Raw genomic sequence first — 19199 nt, 5'->3', positions numbered from 1 at the left:
GCGCGGTGGTCATCCAGGTACGCGGTGAGCGCGACCTGCTGGTGGACGGTCGCACGCAGCAGGAACTTAAACGACCTCCGCACGAGCACCCCCACCGGTGGGGGTGCTCGTATCGGGTCTCGATTCGGGCATCACCTCCAACGCCACGATCTGCCGGTCGTGCTCGTCGGCCTTGGCGCAAATCAACTCCTCAAGGCGGTCCTTGACCCGCCCGCCAAGAACCGGGCGGTACTTCGGGCACCACACCACGTGGTAGCCGAGGTCGTACGCCGCGCCGGTAGAGGTGCGCACCTGACGAGTCACGCCATCAATATGACAGCACCGTCCATCCAACGCGCGACGATCGGAGATCCCACATGCGCAGACCTGACCGGCCAGGCCACGCTCGGCCCTTGACGGCCCTCCCGCTCCCGACTCCCCCGTCGCCCAAAGGCGACGGTCCCTTCGGGAGGATCTGATGGATGGTGAGCTCGCGCAGCCCTCACGCTTCCGCTCCGACGGGACGACGATCCGGCTGGCCGACATCGCCGCCCAGGCCGGGGTGAGCGAGGCCACGGTCAGCCGGGTGCTCAACGGCAAGCCCAGCGTGTCGCAGTCGACCCGGCAGGCGGTGCTGACGGCGCTGGACCTGATGGGCTACGAGCGCCCGCAGCGGCTGCGCCAGCGCAGCAACGGGCTGGTCGGCCTGGTCACCCCGGAGCTGGACAACCCGATCTTCCCGGCCTTCGCCCAGGCCATCGAGAAGGCGCTCACCCAGCACGGCTACACCCCGGTGCTCTGCACCCAGCTGCCCGGGGGAGCCCCGGAGGACGAGTTCACCGAACTCCTGATGGACCGCGGGGTGAGCGGCATCGTCTTCGTCTCCGGACTGCACGCCGACACCACGGCCAAGATGGACCGTTACACGCGCCTGATCGAGCGCGGGCTGCCGATCGTCCTGCTCGACGGCTACAGCGAGCGCGTCGAGGCGCCCTTCGTCTCCCCGGACGACCGCGCCGCGGCGCGGCTGGCCGTGCAGCACCTGGCCGACCTCGGGCACGAGCGCATCGGCCTGGCGGTGGGGCCGCGCCGGTTCGTGCCGGTGATCAGGAAGATCGAGGGCTACCGGCAGGCCATGTCCCAGCTGCTCGGCGTCACGGACGCCGACGGGCTGATCTCGCACTCGCTGTTCTCGGTGGAGGGCGGCCAGGCCGCCGCGGCGCAGCTGCTGGAGCGCGGCTGCACGGGCATCGTGTGCGCGTCCGACCTGATGGCGCTGGGCGCGATCCGGGCCTGCCGCGACCGGGGGCTCTCCGTACCGGGGCAGGTGTCGGTGGTGGGGTTCGACGACTCGCCGCTGATCGCGTTCACCGACCCGCCGCTGACCACCGTGCGCAAGCCCATCGGCGCGATGGCCTCGGCGGCGGTGGCGACCCTCCTGGAGGAGATCAACGGGGTCCGCGCCAAACACGTCGAGCTGATGTTCCAGCCCGAGCTCGTCGTCCGCCGCTCGACCGGCTCCGGCCCCCTGGTCAGCCGCTAGGGGCACGCGTCCGGCCGGGTGGGAGCCGGTGGGAGCCGGTGGGAGCCGGTGGGAGCCGGTGGGAGCCGGTGGGAGCATGGCCCGATGAACACTGGTCACGATGTCGTCGTCATCGGCGGCACCGGAGTCGACACCACCGCCTACGTGCCCGCGCTCCCCCTGCCGTACGCCGACACCTACGCGGTCCCGCCGGTGATCGACCGGATCGGCAACACCGGCAGCGGTGTCGCCCTCGGCTGCCACGCGCTCGGGCTGAGGGTCAAGCTGGTCGACCTGATCGGCGACGACCCGCAGGGCCGGTTCGTCCGGGCCCACTTCGCGGAGAAGGGGGTGGACACCGGCTGGGCGCTCGCACCGCAGGGGACCCGGCGCAGCATCCTGCTCGTCGGCCCGGACGGGCGGCGCACCTCGCTGTTCGACCCGCGCGCCGCGCCGGGCGAGCGGCTGCCCAGGGAGCTCTACCTGGACGCGGTCCGCGCGGCCCGGCACGTCCACGTGTCGATCACCGACTTCTCCCGGCACGTCTACCCCGACCTGCGTACCGGGTCCGGCCCGCGTACCGGGCCCGAGCGGGGCACCGGTTCCGAACCGGCCGCGGGGACCGTCCCGGGCGGCGCGTCCGTCTCCACCGACCTGCACGACTGGGACGGCGAGAACGACCACCACCGGGACTTCGCCTACTCCTCCGACCTGGTCTTCCTGTCGGCCACCGCGCTCGGCCCGCGCCGTGACGAGGTCATGCGCGACATCCTGGCGCGCGGCCGGGCGAGGGCCGTGGTCTGCACGGAGGGCGCAGAGGGCTGCCGCGTCCTGGACGCGGACGGCTTCCGCCGCTTCCCCGCCGCGCCCCCGCCGGGGCCGGTGGTCGACAGCAACGGCGCGGGGGACGCGTTCGTCTCGGGGGTCCTGTACGGGCTGCTCTCCGGGCGTTCCCTCGACGACTCCATCCCCCTCGGCGCCGTCGCCGGAGCCCACGCCTGCACGTCGGCGGGCACCCACGAGAACCCCATCGGCGAGCCGGACCTCCTCGGCCGCGCGAGGGAACTCCGCCGCGAGGGGGAACCCGCCCGCCCCCCGGGTACGTGACGGCGTCCACCTCCGAGGGACGCGGAAAACCGTTTGCCCGGCGCGGGGAACGGCCGACACACTCTCGGGATGGCCGAGATCCTGTACGGCGACGGGCGCGCCGGCATCGACGCGGCGCTGGTGAGGCGACTGGTCGCGACCCAGTTCCCGCGGTGGAGCGCCCTTCCGGTGACCCCGGTCGAGGTCGACGGGTGGGACAACCGCACCTACCGTCTCGGTGACGAGATGACGGCGCGTCTTCCCACCGCCGCCGGCTATGTCCCGGCGGTCGACAAGGAGCATCGATGGCTGCCGGTCCTCGCCCCGTCGCTGCCGGTCGCCGTTCCCACGCCGCTGGCGAAGGGGGTTCCGGGCGAGGGATACCCGTTCAGCTGGTCGATCCGCGGCTGGCTGGACGGTGAGACCGCGAGTCTCGACCGCATCGACGACCTGCCCGGGTTCGCGGTCTCGGTCGCCGGTTTCCTTCTCGCCCTGCAGCGCGTGGACGCGACCGGCGGGCCGCCGGCGGGCGCGCACAGCTTTCACCGGGGCGCGTCACCGGCTCACTACGACGACGAGACACGTCGCTCCCTCGCCGCGCTGGACGGCCGCGTCGACACCACCCGGGCGTCGGCCGTGTGGGACGCCGCCCTCGAGGCGACCTGGTCCGGGCCGCCGGTGTGGTTCCACGGCGACATCGCGAGCGGCAACCTGCTGGTCAGGGACGGCAAGCTGGCCGCCGTCATCGACTTCGGGACCTCGGGCGTCGGTGATCCCGCCTGTGACCTGGTGATCGCGTGGACGATGTTCTCCGGCGAGAGCCGGGAGGCCTTCCGCGACGCCGCCGGCCAGGATCCCGCCATATGGGCGCGGGCTCGTGGCTGGGCGCTGTGGAAGGCTCTGATCAGCCTCGTCCAGGACATCGACGGGGACGGGCGGCGGGCCGCGGATCACCGCCGCGTCATCGACGAGGTCCTGGCCGACCACAATCGTGCCGGCTGACCCCGCGGGCACCGGCGGCCGGGCCCCCGCCGGGGTCGCGGGTCGCCGGTGGACGCTCCGGGGCTCCGCGCGTTCGCCCGGGTCCGGCTCCGCGCGCGCCTCCGTACGCCGCTCCCGTGCCCCCGGCGGGGCCTCGCCGTTCCGGCACCGGGGGCGCGGGCCCTATTCGCCGCTCAGCTCGTCGAGGACGGCCCTGGCGGAGGCGCGGTAGGCGGCCACGTTGCGCAGCTTCACGTGCTCGTAGCCGCGGACCACCTCGGGCAGCTCGGCCAGCTCGCGGACCCGCTCCCCGGTCTCCGGGCGCAGGTGGTCCAGCGCGCTGTGCACGTCGCGGGTGTACTCGGCGGCGAGTTCGCGCTCGGTCCCGCGCACCCCGCCCAGGCCGAACGGGTCCAGCCGGGTGCCGCGCAGCGCGCGCATGCCGTACAGCAGGCGGAAGGCCGGGTCGAACCAGGCGCCGAGGCGGAGCTTGCGCCTCATGCCCAGGGCGCGCAGGAACGGCGGGTGCAGGTTGTAGGAGACCCGCGCGCCGGGGCCGAACTCGGCGGCGATCCGCGCCCGCTCGGCCGGGTCGAGGTGCAGGCGCGCCACCTCGTACTCGTCCTTGTAGGCCATCAGCCGGTGCAACTGCCGGGCGTAGGCCTCGGTGACGGCGGTGCTCCCGGGGGAGACCTCCCGCTCCCTGGCGAGGACCGCGCGGACCGCGTCGGCGTACCGGGCGGCGTAGCGCGCGTTCTGGTACGCGACGAGGTCGGGCACCCGGACCGTGAGGATCCGGTGCAGCTCGGTGCCGGGCTCGGCGACCGCGTCGACCAGGCGTACCGTCTCCGGGCCGGGCGGTGGCGCGACCGGGGCGGCGGGGCGGGTCGCCGCCGCCACGGCCTCGGGGGCGGCGACCACCGCGCGGCCCCAGTGGAAGGCGGCGACGGTCCGCTCGGCGGCCCGGCCGCCGCCCGCGCGGATGGCCCGCTCGATCGACTCCAGGCCGAGCGGGATGAGCCCGCGCTGCCAGGCGGCCCCGACGATGATCGTGTTGGCCGGCATGTGGTCGCCGAACAGCGCCTGGGCCATCTCCTCGGCGTCGAGGTAGACGTTCAGCTCGCGCCGGGTCCGCGACTCCAGCGCGCCGATCGGCGAGCCCGTGTCGGTCAGGTGGGTGGACGGGTCGAGCACCATCGAACCGGTCGGCACCAGGCTGGTGGAGACCACCGCCACGGTACGGTCGCGGTCGGCGGCGGCCAGGTGGGCGGGATCGGTGGCGCCGATCAGGTCCAGCGCCAGGTAGGCGTCCACGCTGGCCGCGCCGCCCCGCGCCGAGCGGTCGCCGTCACCGTCGAAGATGAGGATGTCGGAGACGACCGTGCCGCCCTTCTGGGCCAGGCCGGTCTGGTCGAGCCCCCGCGACCGCCTGCCGTCGAGCATCGCGGCGGTGCCGAGGATCTGCGCGACCGACACCACGCCGGTGCCGCCGATGCCGACCAGCCTGATCGAGGTCTCCCCGGTGCGCGCCTCGGGCAGGGGCATCTCCGGCGGCGCGGGCACCGCGGCGCGCCTCTTCGCGGCGGCCTTCCCCTTCGCGGGCAGGACGGTCAGGAAGGACGGGCAGTCGCCCTCCACGCACGAGTAGTCCTTGTTGCAGGACGACTGGTGGATCTCGGTCTTGCGGCCGAACTCGGTCTCCACCGGCAGCACGGACAGGCACTCGGACTTCTGACCGCAGTCGCCGCAGCCCTCGCAGACCCGCTGGTTGATCGCCACCCGCCTGGCGGGGTCGGGCAGGTCGCCCTTCTTGCGCAGCCGCCGCTTCTCGGCCGCGCACTGCTGGTCGTGGATGAGCACCGTCACGCCGGGGACCGCGGCCAGCTCGCGCTGGGCGTCCTCCAGCGCCGTCCGGTCGCGCACCTCGGCGATGCCCGCCAGCCTGACACCCCGGTAGCGCTCGGGCTCGTCGGTGGTGACGACGATCCTGCGCACCCCCTCGGTCTCCAGCCAGCGGGTCAGGTCGGGCACCGACAGGGCCGGGGTGATCGTCTGCCCGCCCGTCATCGCGACCGCGCTGTTGTAGAGCAGCTTGTAGGTGATGTTGACGCCCGCGCCGACCGCGGCCCTGACCGCGAGCGAGCCGCTGTGGTGGAAGGTGCCGTCGCCCAGGTTCTGGAAGATGTGCGGGGTGTCGGTGAACGGCGCCTGGCCGATCCACTGCGCGCCCTCGCCGCCCATCTGGGTCAGGCCGGTGAGCGTGCCCTTGCCCTCGCGGTTGAGCACCACCATGGTGTGGCAGCCGATCCCGGCGCCGACGGGTGCGCCGTCGGGGACGGCGGTGGAACGGTTGTGCGGGCAGCCCGAGCAGAAGAAGGGGGTGCGCTTGGGGGTGAGCAGCGTCAGCGGCGCCGGGCGCGAGATGACGGAGAGCCCCTTCGCCACCTGCTCGCCGAGGTCGGTCAGGCCCCGGCGGCGCAGCCGGAAGGCGATGGCCTTGGCGGCCAGGTCGGCGTCGACGGCGCCGTGCCGGGGGATGAGCCGCGCGCCGTTCTCGTCGAGCTTGCCCAGCACGCGGGGGGCGTCGGCGGTCCCGTACAGGATGTCCTTGACCGAGGTCTCCAGCAGCGGGGCCTTCTCCTCCACGACGAGGATCTCCGACAGCCCCCGGGCGAAGGTCCGGACGATCTCCGGGTCCAGCGGCCAGAGCATGCCGATCTTCAGGAGGCGGACACCGGCCTGCTCCGGCGTGACACCGAGCTTGCGGAAGCCCTCGCGGACGTCGTAGTAGGCGGTCCCTGAGGCGACGACGCCCAGCCAGGCGTCGCGGGGGTCGGCGGTGACGCGGTTGAGCCCGTTCTCGCGGGCGTAGGCGCGGGCCAGGTCGAGGCGCGGGCCGACGAGCGTGCGCTCCATCTCCAGCGACCACGGGGTGAGCAGGGTGGCGTCGGGCACGTGCCGGTACGGCCTGCCCTGGTACTCGACGACGGGCATGACCGGGACGACCCGGTCATGCCCGACGTCCACGGTGCCGGTGCCGTCCACGACGTTGGAGACGGCCTTCACCGCGACCCACAGGCCGCTGGCCCGGGACGCCGCGATCGCGTGGCGTCCCAGGTCGAGCAGCTCCTGGACGCTGCCGGGATGGACGACCGGCATGCCCAGCGTGGCGAGTGTGCCCTCGGTCGCCGAGGGGAGGGTGGAGGACTTGCAGGTCGGGTCGTCGCCGCAGAGCGCGATCAGGCCGCCCTCGGGGTGGGCGCCGACGAAGTTGCCGTGCCGGAACGCGTCGGCCGCGCGGTCGACGCCGGGTGCCTTGCCGTACCAGACGCCCAGCACGCCGGAGGTGCGCGGGCGGGGGAGCGCGGGCACGAGCTGGCTGCCCCAGACCGCGGTGGCGCCGAGTTCCTCGTTCTGCCCGGGGCGGTGCACCACGCCGAGCGGCTCGGTGTGGCGGCGGGAGCGGGCCAGCTCCTGGTCGAAGCCGCCGAGCGGGGAGCCGGGGTAGCCGGACACCATCGTGCCGGTACGGAGACCCGCCGCCCCGTCGGCGCGCATCTGGTCGATGATCACCCTGACCAGGGCCTGGGTTCCGGTCATGAAGACCTGGCCCTCGTCGAGCAGGTAGCGGTCGTCGGGGGAGATCTCCCGGGCGTCTGCGAAGATCGTCATGTTTGGTCCCGTCGTCGGCGCTCCTGCGTTGCCGCAAGGTTATGCCAGGTAGAACAAAACTCGATGTCAAACTTTCCAAGGTTGGCCCGTCTCGTTAGCATCCGATGTCATGGATGTGACGGATCGCGCAATTCTCGGTCTCCTGCAGGTGGAGGGGCGGCTGAGCAACCTGGAGCTGGCCGAGCGGGTGCGGCTGACCCCCTCGCCGTGCCTGCGCCGGGTCCGCAACCTGGAGGAGACCGGAGTGATCACCGGCTACCGCGCCGTGATCGACCCGACGGCCGTGGGGCGGGGCTTCCAGGTCGTCGCCTACGTCGAGCTGGAGGGCCAGGACGCCGAGACGGTCACCGCCTTCGAGGCCGCCGTCATGGAGATCGACGACGTGGTGGAGTGCCTGCGCATGTTCGGCCGCCCCGACTACGTGCTGCGGGTGGCGGTGCCCGACATGGACGCCTACAGCCAGCTCTGCCTGGAGAGGCTCGGCCGCCTGCCCGGTCTCGACAAGCTCACCTCGCAGATCGCCATGAAGGCCCTCAAGCCCGGCGGCGTCCTGCCCCTGTGAACCGCGCCTCCCGGAGAGGCGTCTCTTACGGCGCTCAACGAAATGATCTCTCGCCGTGACGACAGCGGGAGGGGCGGGCCACTTGGCGCGGCTGAAGCCTGGGAGGCCGGCGACGAGTCGTCGGCGGTCATCGAGCCATCGCCGCCCAGACACCAGCACCGCCCCTGCCTGTCATTCCTGCGCGGCAGCTCCGCCGGCAGCCCGAGCGGCATGGCCCGGGCTCGTCGTCGCGGCTCGACCCGGGAGAACCTGCTGGCGATCCGGCTCACGGGTCTGCGCGCCCCCGCACCCACCTCGAGGTATGCCGCGTGGGGGCTGAATTTCTCGACACAGAAACCGGGTGAGTACGAGCTTCGCCGCAGGTAACCGTGTTTCGGGCTGACCTGATCGATGACGTCTGTCCCGTCAGATGTCGTCGGGCAGGAGCCGGAAGCACTCGTGGCCGGTGAGCGGGCGGATCGTACGGAAGTGTTCACGATCCAGGGTGAAGACGGCGTCGGTCCGGAACTCGGCCGCCAGAGCCGCGTTCATCGCGTCGGTCAGGCCGATGTTCATCGTCCGGTAGCGGTTCATGAGCGCGCCGGCGGTGCGCAGGTGCGGTGACACCTCGGGTACCTCATACCGTTTCACATCGATTCTGCCCATGATGTGGTCGAGGACCGCGAAGGCGGCGTGCTGGCCGATTCTGCTTGTGATCAGGTAGTCGAGCTCGGCCAGGACAAGCGGAGAGATGACCAGGTGGCCCACCTGGGCGCGGGCTTTGACGCACGCATCATGTTCCGCGTCCTGACGGTTGAAGGTCGCCAGCAGAGCGGAGGTGTCAGCGATGGCCACGGGCACGCTCACCGGCCGAAGCCCTCGGCCAGGAGTGCATCAGTCTGCGCTGACAGATCGGCGGGTCCGTCGAACAGGGGGAGATCGTCGTCGCCCATGGGGTCGGTGGGGAAAGAGAACGGCGGCTCGGCCTGGTGGGCGGGCACCAGGGTGGCGATGTGGCGACCGTTCTTGGTGACCGCGACCGTCTCTCCGCGCTCGGCGGCGGCGAGGATCCGGGCGGACTGCTGGTTGAACTCGCGGGCTGTGGCTTCCATGCGTTCCATGGTACTACTTATGTACTACATTGAGGCGAGTTTGCGGATGTACTGGTTTCCGCTGTTGGGAAGCCGTACGCATGCCCGACCGCTGAAAACGATCGAGGGGTGCGATCCTCGACCAAGGGCGGAGTTCTGGCCAGATGCTCCGGACCGAGCTGTCGAGAGCGGTCTTACCGGTCAGCCGAAGTGGCCCGACTTCACTGCGGTGAGGAAAGCGCTCCACTCGCCCGGGGTGAAGGCGAGGACCGGTCCGCGTGGCGACTACGCCACCAGGCACGTGCTCGGCGAGCCCGCTACCGGTGACAACGCATCAAAGATCACTAAGTGCGACCGGAGTGTCGGAGCGGTGCCTTCCGGATACGTGTCTCCTGGGGGCGGGCCTCGGCTTCCTCACCTTGGCGCCGTTGACCTGCTCCCCGGGCCGCTTGGCCTATAGGGGTGTCCGTAAAACGGTTTTTGTCCGAAATTGAATAAAGCCTACTATTTCTGTAGGGTTAGACGAGAAGCCGCTGACGACGTGTTCCCAGCCTGTCGCCCGCGGCGTACCGCAGGAAACCCCTCCGGCGTGCCCTCGCCGACCGCGACGAAGTGAACCGTCCGAAACCACGCCCGCAACGGCCCCCGCGAGCATCGCCGATCATGTCCGCGCCCCCCGTGCGGCCCGGTGGCGCGGACGGCCATCAGGAGAGACAGTGAAAAGGAAGACGACGCCGTTCATCGGAGCCGTGATCGCGGCCGCGCTGGCCCTCGCCGGCTGCGGCTCGGGCACCGGCCCGGACTCCGGTTCGGGCTCCGGCTCCGGGGGGAGCGCCGCGCCCGGGGGATCGGCGGCCGCCTTCGACCCGGCCGCGACGATCGAGGTCGGCTCGCTCTACGAGCCGCAGAACCTCGACAACACCGGCGGCGGCGGGCAGGGCGTGACCGAGGCGTTCAACGGCAACGTCTACGAGGGCCTGTTCAGGCTCACCGACGAGGGCAAGGTCGAGAACCTGCTCGCCGAGAGCCAGAAGGTCAGCGCCGACGGTCTCACCTACACCTTCACCCTGCGCGACGGCGTCACGTTCCACTCGGGCGATCCCCTCACCTCCGCCGACGTGAAGCACAGCATCGAGCAGGTCACCGCGAAGAAGTCGCAGTCGGCCCGCAAGAGCGCCTTCGCCGTCGTCAAGAGCATCGAGACCCCCGACGACGGCACGGTCGTCGTGAAGCTGAAGGACAGGTCGATCTCGTTCGTCTACAACCTCAGCTACGTCTGGATCGTCAACGACGCGGCGAAGGACCTGGCCACGTCCGAGGACGGCACAGGCCCGTACCGGCTCGGTGAGTGGAAGCGCGGCTCCACGCTGAGCCTGACGCCGTTCGACGGCTACTGGGGCACCGCCCCGACGAACAAGGGCGTGGTGTTCCACTACTTCACCTCGGCGACCGCGCTCAACAACGCGCTGCTGACCGACGCCGTCGACATCGTGACCGGCGAGCAGAGCCCGGACGCGCTGGAGCAGTTCAAGAACAACCCGAACTACAAGGTCAACGACGGCCGGTCGACGACCAAGCTCCTGCTGGCCTTCAACGACAGGGCCAAGCCGTTCGACGACGAGCTCGTCCGCAAGGCCGTCGGCTCCGCCATCGACGACCGCAAGCTGCTCGACTCCGTCTGGGGCGGCTACGGGACGCCGATCGGCTCGATGGTCCCGCCCACCGACCCGTGGTACGAGGACCTCACCTCGCTCGATCCCTACGACGTGGAACTGGCCAAAAAGCAGCTCGCCGAGGCGGGTTTCCCGAACGGCTTCGACTTCACGCTGGACACCCCGAACTACGACCCGCACCCCACCGCTGCCACGTTCGTCAAGGGCGAGCTGGCCAAGATCGGCGTCAACGTGACGATCAACGTCATCACCGCCGACGAGTGGTACACCAAGGTGTTCAAGAACCGCGACTTCACCGCCACGCTGCAGGAGCACGTCAACGACCGCGACGTCGTCTGGTACGGCGACCCCGACTTCTACTGGGGCTACGACAACCCCGAGGTGACCAGGCTGGTCAACGAGGCGGAGCGGGCCGAGACCGCCGAGAAGCAGGCCGAGCTGCTCAAGCGGGCCAACCGGCTGATCGCCGAGGACGCCGCCAGCGACTGGCTCTACCTCTACCCGCAGATCGTGGTGGCCTCGTCGTCGCTGTCGGGCTACCCGGTCAACGGCCTCAACTCGCAGTTCCACGCCTACGGCATCAAGAAGGGCTGATGTCCGGCACCGCACCCCGCAGGCCCGGCCCGCCGCCCCGCGCGGCCGGCCGGGCTCCGGCGCACGTGCCCGCCGGCACGGGGTCCTCTCTCATGACCACTCATCCGCTGCCCGGTTCCCTATGATCACTTACCTGCTGCGGCGGGCGGCGTTCCTCGTCGTCTCGCTCCTGCTGGCCTGCGTCGTGCTGTTCCTGCTGCTGCGCCTGCTGCCAGGCGATCCGGCCAACGCGCTGCTGTCGGTCGGGGCCACCCCCGAGCAGATCGAGGCCGCCCGCCACCAGATCGGCTCCGACCGCCCGCTGCCCGAGCAGTTCGCCACCTGGCTCGGCCGGCTCGCCACCCTCGACCTGGGCGAGTCGTTCGTCAGCACCCTCCCGGTCGGCCCGGAGATCGCCTCCCGCCTGGTCGTCACCGTCCCGCTGACCCTGCTGTCCTTCCTGCTCGCCGTCGCCGTCGCCGTACCGGTCGGCTTCGTCGCCGCCCACCGCGCGGGCACCTGGTACGGGTCCCTGCTCGGCGGGCTGTCCCAGCTGGGCATCGCGGTCCCGGCCTTCTGGGTGGGGATGCTGCTGATCACGGTGTTCTCGCTCCGGCTGAGGGTGTTCCCGGCCGGCGGCTTCCCGAGGGACGACTGGGCCGACCCGGTCGCGGCCCTCACCTCGCTGGCGCTGCCCGTCGTCACGATCGCCCTCGTCATGTCGGCCTCGCTCGTCCGCTACGTCCGCTCCGCCACCCTGGACGTGCTCGGCAGCGACCACCTGCGGACCTTCCGGGCGCTCGGCTCCTCCTTCACCGGGGCGATGTGGCGGCACGGCCTGCGCAACGCGGCCGTGCCCGTCGTCTCCATCCTCGGGATCGAGCTCGCCACGACCTTCCTCGGGGCCGTCGTCGTCGAGAGCGTGTTCGCCCTCCCCGGTCTCGGCGGCATGCTGGTCAAGGGGATCGCCCAGCACGACTACCCGGTGATCCAGGGCATCCTGTTCGTCAGCACCTTCGCGGTCCTGCTGATCGGTTTCGCCGCCGACCTCGCTCAGCGGCTCATCGACCCTCGGCTGCGCGGCACCGTCTCCGGAGGCCCGCGATGAACGCCGTGGCCTCCCCGTCGAAGGCCCCCGTACCGGGTGCGCGTCCCCGGTCGCGGCGATCCACGACGCTCGTGATCGGATGCGTGCTCGCCGGCCTGGTCGTCGCCGTCGCCGTCGTCTCCCTCCTGTGGCTCCCGTACGCCCCGGACGACACCTCGGGAGACCGGCTCATGCCCCCGGGGGCCGCCCACCCGCTGGGCACCGACAAGCTGGGCCGGGACCTGCTCACCCAGTTGATGATCGGCGCGCGGATCGCGCTGACGGTCGGGGCCGGGTCGGTCCTGCTCGGCGGCGTCCTCGGCCTGCTCGCCGGTCTCGCGGCCGGGTTCGCCACCCGGTGGCTCGACGACACGGTCTCGGTGCTGCTCGACATCCTCATCGCCTTCCCCACCCTGCTCCTGGCCATGCTCGTCGTCGCGGTGCGCTCGGCGTCGCTCGGCTCGGCGATCCTGGCGATCGGGCTGGGCATGTCCGCGATCGTGGCGAGGCTGACCCGGGTGCTCGTCAAGCGGGTGCTGGCCCAGGACTTCGTCACGGCCTCGCGCACCTCCGGAACCTCCTGGCCGCGCGTGGTGACCGAGCACGTCCTGCCGAACATCTGGCCGACGCTGCTGGTCAACCTCGCGCTCCAGCTCGGGCTCGCCGTGCTGGCCGAGGCGTCCCTGTCCTACCTGGGGCTCGGCCCGCCCCCGCCGAACGCCTCCTGGGGGCGCATGCTGCAGGAGGCCCAGGCGACCGTGCTCACCGCGCCGCTCGGCGCCGTCGCCCCCGGCGTCCTGCTGGTCGTGCTCGTCATCGGGGTGAACCTGATCGCGGACGGCCTCAGGGACGTGGCCGACCCGACCCGGCGGAGGACGCGATGACCCTGCTCGACGTCACGGGACTGCGCGTGCGCTCCGCCGACGGGCGCGACCTCGTCAAAGGCCTGTCCTTCACGATCGGCCCTGGCGAGCGGCTCGGCCTGATCGGCGAGTCCGGGTCCGGCAAGTCGCTGACCGCCCTCGCGGTGACGGGCCTGCTGCCGTCCGGCATGACCGCGTCCGGCAGCGTCGTGCTGGACCCGCGGGGAACGGGTCCCTCCGAGATCGTCGGAGCACCCGAGCGGCGCCTGAAGGGGCTGCGCGGCCGGGCGGTGTCGGTCGTCTTCCAGGAGCCGCTGACGGCACTCGACCCGCTCATGAGGGTCGGCCGCCAGCTCGCCGAGCCCATCAGGCGCAGGCGGGGACTGCGTGGCGCCGCCCTGCGCGCCGCCGTGGCCGCCGCGCTCCAGGAGGTCCGGATCGCCGAACCCGACCGGGTCGCGCGGGCGTACCCGCACCAGATCTCCGGCGGCCAGCGCCAGCGCGTCGCCATCGCGATGGCCCTGGCCTGCGAGCCCGCGCTGCTCATCGCCGACGAGCCGACCATGGCCCTCGACGTGACGGTGCAGGCGGAGGTGCTCGCCCTGCTCGGTGGCCTGGTCGCCGCCCGGGGCATGGCCCTGCTGTTCATCGGCCACGACCTCGCGGTCGTCTCCGGGATCACCGACCGCGTCCTCGTCCTCAAGGACGGCGAGGCCGTCGAGTCGGGAACCGTCAGGGAGATCGTGGACGCGCCGCACCACCCGTACACCCGGTCACTGGTGGCGGGCGCCCGGCACCTCGACAGCGCACTGGATTGGACGAACCGTTGACCCGGCCCACCCCGGACCAGCCCGCCGAGCCCGCCGAGCCCGCAGTGCCCACTGTGCCCGTCCCACCCGCTCCTGACGCGACGAGCGAGCCCGTCCCGGACACCGCGGGACCGGCCGGGACCGTCCGGGACAGGGGGGTCCAGCCCGTCCTGGAGGCGCGCCAGGTGGGCTTCGCCTACCGCGGGGCGGCGGCCCCCGTGCTCTCCGACGTCTCCTTCCAGGTGCTGCCGGGGCGCAGCACGGCCCTGGTCGGGGAGTCGGGGGCGGGCAAGACGACGCTGCTGCGCCTGCTGCTCGGCCTGGCCGTGCCCACCGCCGGGCGGATCCTCTTCGACGGGACGCCGCTCTCGCCGCGCGACCGCGGGCGGATGCGCGCGTTCCGCCGCAGCGTGCAGACCGTGTTCCAGGACCCGTACTCCTCGCTCGACCCGCGGCAGCGGGTGGGCAGGATCGTCGCCGAACCGCTCCGCTCGCTCGGCCTGGTGCCGGCGGCGCGGTGGAACGCCTCGGCCGCGGACCTCCGCGTCGCCGCCGCGCTCGAAGCCGTCGGGCTGCCGGCCGACGCCGCGCGCCGCTACCCGCACGAGTTCTCCGGTGGGCAGCGCCAGCGGGTCGCCATCGCGCGCGCGATCGTGTGCGAGCCCCGGGTCCTGCTCGCCGACGAGCCCGTCAGCGCGCTGGACGTCTCCACGCGCGTACGCGTCATCGACCTGCTGGCCGAGCTGCGCGAGAGCCACGGGCTGACCGTCGTGATGGTCTCCCACGACCTCGCCGTGGTCGCGATGCTCTGCGACCACACGGCGGTCCTCGAACGCGGCCGGATCGTGGAGCAGGGTGACACCGCCACCGTGCTCGGCTCTCCGAGCCACCCCTACACCCGCCGCCTGATCGGCAGCGTGCCGAGGCTTCCCGTCATCTGACCGCCTCCGCGCCGTGTCAGCGCAGCAGCGGGAGCTTGCCCGTGAGGCGCTCCACGGCCTGGCGCGGGCCCAGCAGGCTCACCGCGTAGTACGAGAGATCCTCGCCGCCGGCGCGGGCCAGCCCGGCCAGATACTCGTCGTAGACGTTGGTCCGCTGCGCGATGGCCGCCATGTCGGCGACGACCAGCTCCGCCTCCTCCGCAGCCTCGTTCCTGATCCGGCGGACGACGTCGGCGGGCGCGGCCAGCACCGTGCACCCGGTCCAGGGCAGCCCGGCGTGGGTGTGGCCCGAGGCGTCGGTGCCCGCCGATCCCAGGATCGCGGGCACCGCGTTGCCCACGGACGCGGCCAGGCAGGCGGCGGCGTTGGCCTGCAGGCCACGGGGTAGATCATGGTCGATCACGATCACCCATTTCACCGGAAGCCGCCGGGTGGGCAGGTCGGTCCGGCGGTCCAGGGTGCCGATCCAGTCGGCCGATATGGTCATCCGTCTCCCTCTCTCCGAATTTCTGAGAGGACGTTCGCATTCGAAGTGCAGGAATCACAACTCGATCTCATGACTTCCGAAGAAAGTTCGGAAATCTCTGGGAAGATGTGTGCGTGGACGAACTTGACACGGCCATCCTCGCCGAGCTCCAGCGCGACGGCCGCCAGACCAACCGCGAGCTGGCCGAGCGGCTCGGCATCGCGCCCTCGACCTGCCTGGAGCGGGTGCGCTCCCTGCGGAGCAGGGAGGTGATCGAGGGCTTCCACGCCGAGGTCAACCTCGCCGCCATCGGCCGCCCGGTCCAGGCGCTCATCAACGTCCGGCTGCACCCGAAGATCAGGGAGGCGGTCGAGGGCTTCCGCGACCACGTCGCCGCGCTTCCCGAGACCCTCGCGGTCTTCGTGGTGTCCGGCGGCGACGACTTCATCATCCAGGTGGCCGTACGCGACACCGGCCACCTGCGCGACTTCGTCCTCGACCACGTCTCCAGGCACCGCAACATCGCCGACGTACGCACCTCGCTGGTCTACGACCACCTCCGCAAGACCTCCGTCGAGGTCCTGCCCCCCGAGCGGCCGAGCCCGCCGCGGACCCGCCGCCGCTGAGAGCGAACCCGCCGCTGCTGAGAGCCGGTCCGCGCGTCCATCGCCGTTCCGGCCGCGAGACCGGATTCCTCTCATCCGATCACCGGCTCCGGCCGGCACCCGTGGTGATCCTAAGATCGCTGGAAGGCCACCCCCCACGATCGATGACCTGGTATCCGGAGGATCCGCCATGCGACCCCCTCGTTCCCTCTCCGGCTGGACGATGGCCGTCTTCCGCCTTCTCGCCGTGGCACTCGGCATCGTCGGCCTGGTGTCGCCGGACACCATGCTCGCCCTCCTCGGCTTCGAGGTGCCGCAGACGCGTGACCCCGGCGACTACACGAAGGTGTACCTCGCCGCCTCCTCGATGGCCGCGGTGAACATGGGCGTCTACTACCTCCTGGCCGCCGCTGCCGACTACCGGCCCTTCTTCCTGTGGACGGTGCCGTTCCGCCTGCTGACGTTCACGGTCTTCACCCTCCTGGTGGTGACCGGCGCCGCCCCCGCACGGTTCATCGGCGTCGGCGTCTGGGAGGGGGTCGGCGCGGTGGTCACCGGGGCCGCGCTCTGGTGGGAGCGCAGGCGCCCGGACGCCGCCTGACGGCCCGGGCACGGCGTTCGCGCGCGTCCGCACGCCGGGGTGCCCGGCCCTGGTGTCGTTCGCACGCCGGGTGCCCGGTCCCGGCGTCGGAGGACGTCAGGAGCCGCGCGGGACCACCAGGCCGGACTCGTAGGCGAGGACCACGAGCTGGGCGCGGTCGCGGGCGTGGAGCTTGGTCATGGCCCGGTTGACGTGGGTTTTCGCGGTCAGCGGGCTGATCACCATGCGGTCCGCGATCTGGTCGTTGGACAGGCCCCGCGCGACCAGGGCGACGGCCTCGCGCTCGCGGTTGGTCAGTTCTTTCAGCCCGGTGCCGGTGCCGGTGCCGCCGTCGAGCGGCTGGGCGACGTACCTGTTGATGAGCCTGCGGGTGATCGACGGGGCGAGCAGGGCGTCGCCGCGCGCGGCGACGCGTACGGCGTGCAGGAAGTCCTCGGGCACGATGTCCTTGACGAGGAATCCGGCCGCGCCGGCGCGCAGCGCGTTGAAGACGTGTTCGTCGAGGCCGTAGTTGGTCAGGATGACGACGTGCACCCCGGCCAGGGCCGGGTCGGCGGCGATACGCCGGGTCGCCTCGATGCCGTCGACGACCGGCATCTGGATGTCGATGAGAGCGATGTCGGGCAGGTGTTCCCTGGCCAGGGCCAGGCCCTCCAACCCGTCGCCGGCCTCGGCCACCACCTCGATGTCGTCCTCGAGGTCGAGGAGCGCGCGGAATCCGCTGCGGATGAGCGGCTGGTCGTCGACCAGCAGGACACGGATCATGACGTCCGGTCCACGGGAAGTTCGGCCTGGACGGTGAAGCCGCCCTCGCCGCGCGGTGCCGCCCGCAGGCGCCCGCCGAGGGCGGTGACGCGCTCGCGCATCCCGAGCAGCCCGACGCCGGGCACCGGGACGGTGTCCGGCGTGGCCCTGCCGTCGTCGTCGACGCGGATCGCGAGGGTGTCGGGACGGTAGTCGATCCGGACCGACGCGGTGGCGGCGGCGGCATGCCGGGAGATGTTGGTGAGCGACTCCTGAACGATCCGGTAGACGGTCCGGCTCACCGCGGCCGGCACGTCGTGCCGTTGCCCTTCGACCGTCAGCGTCGCGTCCAGGCCGATGGTGCGGGCCCTTTCCAGCAGCTCCGGGATGTGGTCGAGCCCGCGCGGCGGGGTCGTGTCGTCGTCGCGCAGCGCCTGCAGGGTCGCGCGCAGCTCCCTGGTCGCCTCACGTCCGGCCTCCTGGATCGCGAGCAGGGCCTCCGGCACCTGCTCGCCACGCCTGCGGGCCACGTGGACGGCGACCTCGGCCTGGACCTTGATGATCGAGATCTGGTGGGTGAGCGAATCGTGCAGCTCCCGCGCGATGTGCAGCCGCTCCTCGTCGGCGCGGTGCCGCGCGGTCTCCTCCCGGGTGCGCTCGGCCTCGTCCGCCCGCCGCTCGGCCTGCCGCAGCGCCTCACCCGCGGCGCCGGCCGCGACGAGCCAGGCCAGCTCGAGGGCGCCTCGGGCCTGCGCGAGCGCCTCGCCCAGGTCGTGCGAGCCCGAGACCAGGGCCGCGAAGGGGAGCGCGGCCAGCACGATCACGCTCGCCACCACCGTGACGGTGCGGTGTCCCGCCCGTACGGCGGCGTACACCGCGAACAGGTACGCGACGGCGGGCACGTCGAAACCGGCGGCCTGGTAACCCACCGCGCACAGCCCGGTGACGGCCAGGACGGGAACCGGGGCCCGGCGGCGCGCGGCCAGCACCAGGCCGCCGGCCGCCAGCAGCGCGTAGCCGAGCAGGGCGAGATCCGTGGCGGAGTGCCGCCCGGACAACCCGGTGACCAGCAGCGTCGCCGCCACGCCGACGGCGATCGCCCAGTCCTGGACATCGGCCCGGACACCGGACCGTCCTGTACTCATGCGCGCACCTTAGCCGGATGTCCGCGCGGGCGACTCCCGCGCGCGGATGAGCGGCAGGCTACCGCGCCCGCGGTAGTCTCGCGGCCCCTGCGGCGTCCGCGGCAGCAGGCTGCGGCACCGGCGGCAGCGCGAAGTGTCCGCGTCCGCCGGACGACCGGCGGCGGGTCCGGCGGACATGATCAGGCGATATCGAGTCGTAGCAGCCAGTCGTAGGAGAAAAGGAGCACCTCATGTCAGTCCGACGTGTGCTTGCCGTGGCCGGAGCCACCCTGATCGGAGGTTTCCGGCTCGCCGTACCGGCGGTCGCGCACGCCTCGGTCCAGCTGGACCCCGTCGGTGCCTACACCATGACCGCCGGGCGACTCTGGTCCCTGGTGGGCGCGGGGGTGGGGCTGGCCGGCGTGGTCGTCGGCGGGCTGGCGCTGGCCCGCTCCACCGGTCGGATCGGCTCCGGCTCCGGGAGAAGGGGAGCCTTCGTGGCCCTGGCGGCGGGGCTGGTCGGCGCGGTCGTCGGCGGGATGGTCGTGGCCGCCGCCGAGGGTGGCCCCGGCACCGGTTACGGGATAGTCGGAGGGGTCGTGGCCGTGGTGGTGGGGTTGATCGGCATGGCCCTCGGCGGGCTGGTGCTGGCCCGCTCCCGCCGCACCGGATGACCCGCGGGGATGGCCCACCGGCATCGCCGGCGCCGGAGGCGAGCGGTCGCGCCGCCGTCGCCTACGCCCTGAGGGCTGAGGAGGTCGTACGACGTCTGCGACGGTGATCGTGTCGTCGTGGGTGTTCCGGTGGGTGATCAGGCCTGGGGCGCGTCCTGCGTCCCGGG

At 72.2% G+C, this 19199-nt stretch carries 19 protein-coding genes and 1 pseudogene; 12 read left to right on the top strand and 8 right to left on the bottom strand.

All coding sequences use genetic code 11. The features are described 5' to 3' along the window. Nucleotides 1–66: 66 nt before the first annotated feature. Nucleotides 67–303, bottom strand: a complete 237-nt coding sequence (locus ACTOQ3_RS42800; RefSeq protein WP_440089761.1) for an IS200/IS605 family transposase — start codon at nt 301–303, stop codon at nt 67–69. Nucleotides 304–457: 154 nt separating this feature from the next. On the opposite strand from ACTOQ3_RS42800, the gene ACTOQ3_RS42795 reads away from it, so the two are divergent. The 3 genes from ACTOQ3_RS42795 (at nt 458) to ACTOQ3_RS42785 (ending at nt 3589) form a co-directional block, all read left to right on the top strand. Next, a complete protein-coding gene (locus tag ACTOQ3_RS42795) occupies nt 458–1522 on the top strand; it encodes a LacI family DNA-binding transcriptional regulator (RefSeq protein WP_440089760.1) in 1065 nt (354 codons plus the stop codon). A gap of 84 nt (nt 1523–1606) precedes the next feature. Further along, nucleotides 1607–2608, top strand: coding sequence for a carbohydrate kinase family protein (locus tag ACTOQ3_RS42790; protein ID WP_440089759.1), 1002 nt, complete (start codon nt 1607–1609; stop codon nt 2606–2608). 69 nt (nt 2609–2677) lie between these two features. Beyond that, the gene (locus ACTOQ3_RS42785) at nt 2678–3589 is read left to right on the top strand and encodes an aminoglycoside phosphotransferase family protein (RefSeq protein ID WP_440089758.1); all 912 of its coding nucleotides are present in this window, start codon (nt 2678–2680) and stop codon (nt 3587–3589) included. Between the two features lie 162 nt (nt 3590–3751). On the opposite strand, the gene ACTOQ3_RS42780 is transcribed toward ACTOQ3_RS42785, so the two are convergent. Continuing rightward, nucleotides 3752–7240 (bottom strand): indolepyruvate ferredoxin oxidoreductase family protein, encoded by a 3489-nt coding sequence (locus ACTOQ3_RS42780; protein ID WP_440089756.1) that lies wholly within the window; start codon nt 7238–7240, stop codon nt 3752–3754. Between the two features lie 109 nt (nt 7241–7349). Between ACTOQ3_RS42780 and ACTOQ3_RS42775 the strand changes: the two genes are divergently transcribed. Further along, on the top strand, nt 7350–7802 hold the full coding sequence (locus ACTOQ3_RS42775; RefSeq protein WP_362845710.1) for an Lrp/AsnC family transcriptional regulator: 453 nt from the start codon (nt 7350–7352) through the stop codon (nt 7800–7802). 405 nt (nt 7803–8207) lie between these two features. On the opposite strand, the gene ACTOQ3_RS42770 is transcribed toward ACTOQ3_RS42775, so the two are convergent. The 3 genes and pseudogenes from ACTOQ3_RS42770 to ACTOQ3_RS42760 all read right to left on the bottom strand — a co-directional run. Beyond that, nucleotides 8208–8636, bottom strand: a complete 429-nt coding sequence (locus ACTOQ3_RS42770) for a PIN domain-containing protein (RefSeq protein WP_440089755.1) — start codon at nt 8634–8636, stop codon at nt 8208–8210. A gap of 8 nt (nt 8637–8644) precedes the next feature. Beyond that, nucleotides 8645–8893 (bottom strand): type II toxin-antitoxin system Phd/YefM family antitoxin, encoded by a 249-nt coding sequence (locus tag ACTOQ3_RS42765; protein ID WP_440089753.1) that lies wholly within the window; start codon nt 8891–8893, stop codon nt 8645–8647. A 180-nt stretch (nt 8894–9073) separates the two neighbouring features. Then, a pseudogene (locus ACTOQ3_RS42760) lies at nt 9074–9151 on the bottom strand (DUF397 domain-containing protein); the annotation flags it as partial. A gap of 437 nt (nt 9152–9588) precedes the next feature. Here ACTOQ3_RS42760 and ACTOQ3_RS42755 point away from each other — a divergent pair. The 5 genes from ACTOQ3_RS42755 (at nt 9589) to ACTOQ3_RS42735 (ending at nt 14818) form a co-directional block, all read left to right on the top strand. Continuing rightward, nucleotides 9589–11139: an ABC transporter substrate-binding protein gene (locus tag ACTOQ3_RS42755; RefSeq protein WP_440089752.1), complete on the top strand. Its 1551-nt coding sequence runs from the start codon at nt 9589–9591 to the stop codon at nt 11137–11139. A 121-nt stretch (nt 11140–11260) separates the two neighbouring features. Continuing rightward, entirely contained in the window at nt 11261–12226 is a 966-nt protein-coding gene (locus tag ACTOQ3_RS42750) for an ABC transporter permease (protein WP_440089751.1), read from the top strand. After that, nucleotides 12223–13089: an ABC transporter permease gene (locus tag ACTOQ3_RS42745; RefSeq protein WP_440089750.1), complete on the top strand. Its 867-nt coding sequence runs from the start codon at nt 12223–12225 to the stop codon at nt 13087–13089. Before ACTOQ3_RS42750 ends, ACTOQ3_RS42745 begins: the two co-directional genes overlap by 4 nt. Continuing rightward, nucleotides 13086–13898: an ATP-binding cassette domain-containing protein gene (locus ACTOQ3_RS42740; RefSeq protein ID WP_440089749.1), complete on the top strand. Its 813-nt coding sequence runs from the start codon at nt 13086–13088 to the stop codon at nt 13896–13898. Before ACTOQ3_RS42745 ends, ACTOQ3_RS42740 begins: the two co-directional genes overlap by 4 nt. Next, nucleotides 13883–14818: an ABC transporter ATP-binding protein gene (locus tag ACTOQ3_RS42735; RefSeq protein ID WP_440089748.1), complete on the top strand. Its 936-nt coding sequence runs from the start codon at nt 13883–13885 to the stop codon at nt 14816–14818. The genes ACTOQ3_RS42740 and ACTOQ3_RS42735 overlap by 16 nt, the downstream gene beginning before the upstream one ends. A gap of 16 nt (nt 14819–14834) precedes the next feature. Here ACTOQ3_RS42735 and ACTOQ3_RS42730 read toward each other — a convergent pair whose 3' ends face one another. Continuing rightward, complete coding sequence (locus tag ACTOQ3_RS42730; RefSeq protein ID WP_440089746.1) at nt 14835–15305, bottom strand: DUF2000 domain-containing protein; 471 nt, start codon at nt 15303–15305, stop codon at nt 14835–14837. A 113-nt stretch (nt 15306–15418) separates the two neighbouring features. Between ACTOQ3_RS42730 and ACTOQ3_RS42725 the strand changes: the two genes are divergently transcribed. Next, entirely contained in the window at nt 15419–15910 is a 492-nt protein-coding gene (locus ACTOQ3_RS42725) for an Lrp/AsnC family transcriptional regulator (RefSeq protein ID WP_440089745.1), read from the top strand. Between the two features lie 169 nt (nt 15911–16079). Then, the gene (locus ACTOQ3_RS42720; protein WP_440089744.1) at nt 16080–16490 is read left to right on the top strand and encodes a hypothetical protein; all 411 of its coding nucleotides are present in this window, start codon (nt 16080–16082) and stop codon (nt 16488–16490) included. Between the two features lie 96 nt (nt 16491–16586). Here ACTOQ3_RS42720 and ACTOQ3_RS42715 read toward each other — a convergent pair whose 3' ends face one another. Both ACTOQ3_RS42715 and ACTOQ3_RS42710 read right to left on the bottom strand, forming a co-directional pair. Further along, nucleotides 16587–17255, bottom strand: coding sequence for a response regulator (locus ACTOQ3_RS42715; protein ID WP_440089743.1), 669 nt, complete (start codon nt 17253–17255; stop codon nt 16587–16589). Further along, on the bottom strand, nt 17252–18379 hold the full coding sequence (locus tag ACTOQ3_RS42710) for a sensor histidine kinase (protein WP_440089742.1): 1128 nt from the start codon (nt 18377–18379) through the stop codon (nt 17252–17254). The genes ACTOQ3_RS42715 and ACTOQ3_RS42710 overlap by 4 nt, the downstream gene beginning before the upstream one ends. A gap of 230 nt (nt 18380–18609) precedes the next feature. On the opposite strand from ACTOQ3_RS42710, the gene ACTOQ3_RS42705 reads away from it, so the two are divergent. After that, entirely contained in the window at nt 18610–19032 is a 423-nt protein-coding gene (locus ACTOQ3_RS42705) for a DUF6223 family protein (RefSeq protein WP_440089741.1), read from the top strand. Nucleotides 19033–19199 lie beyond the last annotated feature (167 nt).

The sequence above is a fragment of the Streptosporangium sp. LJ11 genome (genome assembly GCF_051918945.1).
Classification (GTDB): domain Bacteria; phylum Actinomycetota; class Actinomycetes; order Streptosporangiales; family Streptosporangiaceae; genus Streptosporangium.
Note: the sequence above shows the minus strand (reverse complement) of the source record. Positions and strands in the feature narration are given on the sequence as shown.